Source organism: Neoroseomonas rubea, from assembly GCF_016106015.1.
GTDB classification, from domain to species: domain Bacteria; phylum Pseudomonadota; class Alphaproteobacteria; order Acetobacterales; family Acetobacteraceae; genus Neoroseomonas; species Neoroseomonas rubea.
The window spans coordinates 1-1,942 of the sequence record NZ_JACADQ010000511.1 but is presented as its reverse complement, the minus strand read 5'-3'; the positions used below and the strand labels follow the sequence as shown (position 1 = coordinate 1,942).

2 protein-coding genes are annotated in these 1,942 nt (G+C 77.0%); both read left to right on the top strand.

Annotated features, from left to right (window positions below):
- The first annotated feature begins 141 nt into the window (after window positions 1-141).
- Entirely contained in the window at window positions 142-1,767 is a 1,626-nt protein-coding gene (locus HW577_RS24320; RefSeq protein ID WP_198378677.1) for a squalene/phytoene synthase family protein, read from the top strand.
- 2 nt (window positions 1,768-1,769) lie between these two features.
- The coding region (locus HW577_RS24315) for an NAD(P)-binding protein (protein WP_332837805.1) at window positions 1,770-1,942 on the top strand (173 nt) is incomplete at its 3' end.

Sequence of the window (1,942 nt, the reverse complement as noted above, 5' to 3'; positions counted from 1 at the left end):
CCCCCCCCCCCCCCCCCCCCCCCCCCCCCCCCCCCCCCCCCCCCCCCCCCCCCCCCCCCCCCCCCCCCCCCCCCCCCCCCCCCCCCCCCCCCCCCCCCCCCCCCCCCCCCCCCCCCCCCCCCCCCCCCACCCTTCGCCGCGATGACCGACGCCCCGACCCGCGATTCCACCAGCGAGAATTTTCCCGTCGCCTCGCTGCTGATGTCACGCGCGCTGCGCCCAAAGGTGCTCGGCTTCTACCGCTTCGTGCGCACAGCGGATGACGTCGCGGATTCCGCGACGCTGACGCCCGAGGAAAAACTCGCCCGCCTGGATGCGCTGGAGCGCGCCCTCGACGACCCCGGGACCACCGACCCGGCGGCGCGCCCGATCCATGAGAGCCGTTGCGGCACCGACGAGGCCCGCGCCATGCTGGCTGCCTTCCGCCAGGATGCGACGAAGCGACGCTACGCGGACTGGGCGGCGCTCGAGGCGTATTGCGCGGCCTCCGCCAACCCCGTCGGGCGGATGCTGCTGCGCCTGCACGACGAATCCGCTCCCGGCGCGGTCGAGGCCGCGGACGCGCTCTGCACGGCGCTGCAGATCCTCAACCACATGCAGGACCTGGTGCCCGACCGCGACGCGATCGACCGCATCTACCTCCCCGAGCCCTGGATGGCGCTGGCCGGCGGCGAGGCCGCCTTCTTCGCCCCCGCGAACGGCACGCGCCGTGCCGTGCTCGACGCCGCGCTGGATCGCGTGGAGGAACGGCTGGACGCCGCCGCCGCGCTGCCGCGGCTGCTGCGCTCGACGCGGCTCGCGATGGAATCGACGGTGACGATCGCGCTCGCGCGGCGGCTGCTCGCGCGGCTGCGCGCGGCAGATCCGGTGCTGGGGCGTGTCGCGCTGGGGCGCGCGGATTTCGCCCACGCCTTCGCCGGCGCGCCGTTCCGCGGCCCGTCGGATGCCGCGCTGGTGCGCGCGCGCGTCTCGGCCGCGGGGTCCTCCTTCGCGCGGGGGATGTCGGCGTTGCGCGGCGACCGGCGGCGCGCGCTCTGGGCCGTCTATGCCTTCTGCCGGGAGGTGGACGACATCGCCGATGGCGCGATGCCTGAAGAGGAGAAGCGCCGCTTCCTCGCGGATTGGCGCGCGAAACTCGCGCGGCCGGATTGCGCGCTGTCGCGCGAGCTCGCCCGCGCGCGCGACCGCTATGCGCTGCCGGTCGAGGAATGCGAGGCGATGATCGCCGGCATGGAGACGGATGCCGCGCCGGCCGTGCGCATCGCCGACGGCGCGGCGCTCGACCTGTATTGCCGGCGCGTCGCGGGCAGCGTGGGTGCCATGGCGGTGCGCATCTTCGGCGCGCCGGAGGCGGCCGAGTTCGGCCTCGGCCTCGGCCGCACGCTGCAGTTGGTGAACATCCTGCGCGACATGGACGAGGATGCGGCGCGCGATCGCGTCTATGTGCCGCGCGACCTGCTCGCCGCCCATGGCGTGGCGGAAGGCGACCCCGCGGCGATGATGGCCGCGCCGGGCCTGGCGGCGGCCGCGCGCGTGCTCGCCGCGCAGGCCGAACAGGGCTTCGCGCGGGCGGAAGCGGAGCTCGCCGCCTTCGACAACCCCGCGCTGCTGCCCGCGCGCATCATGATGTGGGCCTATCGGCGCATCTTCGACCGGCTGGTCGCACGCGGCTTCGGCCCGCCGCGCGCGCGGCCGCGGCTGACGGCCGGCGAGAAGGCGCGCATGGCGGCCTATGCGCTGCGCCTCGCCCCCGTGGCGGCGCGCTGACCATGATGCCGCGGGACGAGGCCTGCCCCTTCGCCCCGCAGGGGGCCGCGCGCGTGCATGTGGTGGGCGCGGGCGTGGCGGGGCTCGTCGCCGCCCTGGCGCTGGCGCGCGGCGGCTTCGCCGTCACGCTGCACGAGGCGACGCCTGTCGCGGGCGGCCGCTGCCGCGCCCTGCC

What these genes read in the sequence shown, in the direction of transcription:
- HW577_RS24320 (WP_198378677.1), top strand. Translation starts at nt 142, where the DNA reads ATGACCGACGCCCCGACCCGCGATTCCACCAGCGAGAATTTTCCCGTC.